The organism is Mesorhizobium sp. M7D.F.Ca.US.004.03.1.1 (assembly GCF_003998635.1).
GTDB classification, from domain to species: Bacteria; Pseudomonadota; Alphaproteobacteria; order Rhizobiales; family Rhizobiaceae; genus Mesorhizobium; species Mesorhizobium loti.
Genome location: NZ_RZQG01001378.1, coordinates 1 through 1,111, shown reverse-complemented (window position 1 = coordinate 1,111; position 1,111 = coordinate 1). Strand labels below are relative to the sequence as shown.

2 protein-coding genes are annotated in these 1,111 nt (G+C 64.4%); both read right to left on the bottom strand.

Translation table 11 applies throughout. The annotated features are described in order from the left end of the window. A partial coding sequence (gene mraW, locus EN935_RS37235; RefSeq protein WP_127374301.1) for a 16S rRNA (cytosine(1402)-N(4))-methyltransferase occupies positions 1 to 294 on the bottom strand: 294 nt, incomplete at its 3' end. Then, positions 291 to 749: a division/cell wall cluster transcriptional repressor MraZ gene (gene mraZ / locus EN935_RS37230; RefSeq protein ID WP_109668271.1), complete on the bottom strand. Its 459-nt coding sequence runs from the start codon at positions 747 to 749 to the stop codon at positions 291 to 293. The genes mraZ and mraW, both read right to left, overlap by 4 nt. Positions 750 to 1,111: the final 362 nt, after the last annotated feature.

Below are 1,111 nucleotides of genomic sequence, written 5' to 3'. Positions count from 1 at the left end.
CTCGACATGTTCGTCCAGCGTCGAGAACGGCGCCTGCACCAGCCGCAACCGGCCGCCCGACTGCACTTCCATATCGCGCCCGGCCGCAATGGCATCAGGATCTCGGTCGATCGCCACCACGGAGGCGCCCGTCGCCAGAATGGCCCTGGTGTAGCCGCCGGCGCCGAACGTGCCGTCGATGATGATGTCGCCCTGCGCCGGCGCCAGTGCTTCGAGCACTTCGCCAAGGAGGACCGGAATGTGGCGGGCCGATCCGCCAACGGCGTGAAGGTCATCGCCGTGGCTCGCCGTCATTCCGGTCGCTCCCCAGGCTTCGTCCCCTGCCGAAGCTGCAAAAGCCGGGCCCGCGCTTGCGCCCCATAGGCGGCAAGCCGTCCCGGCTCCCAGATCTGAAAGAAATTGCCGCGCCCGACAAAGGCCACTTCCGCCGAAATGCCGGTGTGTTCGCGAATGAAATCGCTCATCGTGATGCGGCCGTCCTGGTCGAGTTTCAAGAAGGTTCCGTCGCCATGGCAGAAGAACGACATATCGTCCGCCGTCTGCAGGAAGGGATCTTCGAGCGCGATACGCTGCTCGTAGCGGTCGAGCAGGTCGAGCCCGCCGACATCCATCGCCGACAGGTCCAGGCAGCGCAGCGCGTAGAGCTCCGAATAGCCGCGCTTCTGCACGACGGCACGGAAATGCGCGGGAACGGATACCCGTCCCTTCGCATCGATCCTGCTCACCGTGTTTGACAGAAACCGGTCCATTAAACGCTACAGCCGCTTGCGCCGCCGCACCCCTCTCCATCTTGTCGCACGCGCCGCCGCAGCGCGTTCCCTGCCCCGTATCAACCTCGTCCGCACGGGCAAAAACCGGCAAACGCGCAGCCGCCGCGGCTGCCCGATTGGCGTACGCTTTACCCTGACGCGGAACGAATGCTTTGATGTCGAAATGGGATATCATGGGGCACTATGGGCGTCAACGGGAATAGGCTTCACAAACACGCGCGCCGCAACCAATGAGAGCAGCCGTGACGGCACGTCTCGTCTTTATGGATCATTAAGCCTAACGAAGCGTTTAGAGCCGCCTGGCCCAACCCGACGCGCCTTGCCGCGAGCCGCTGCCGGGC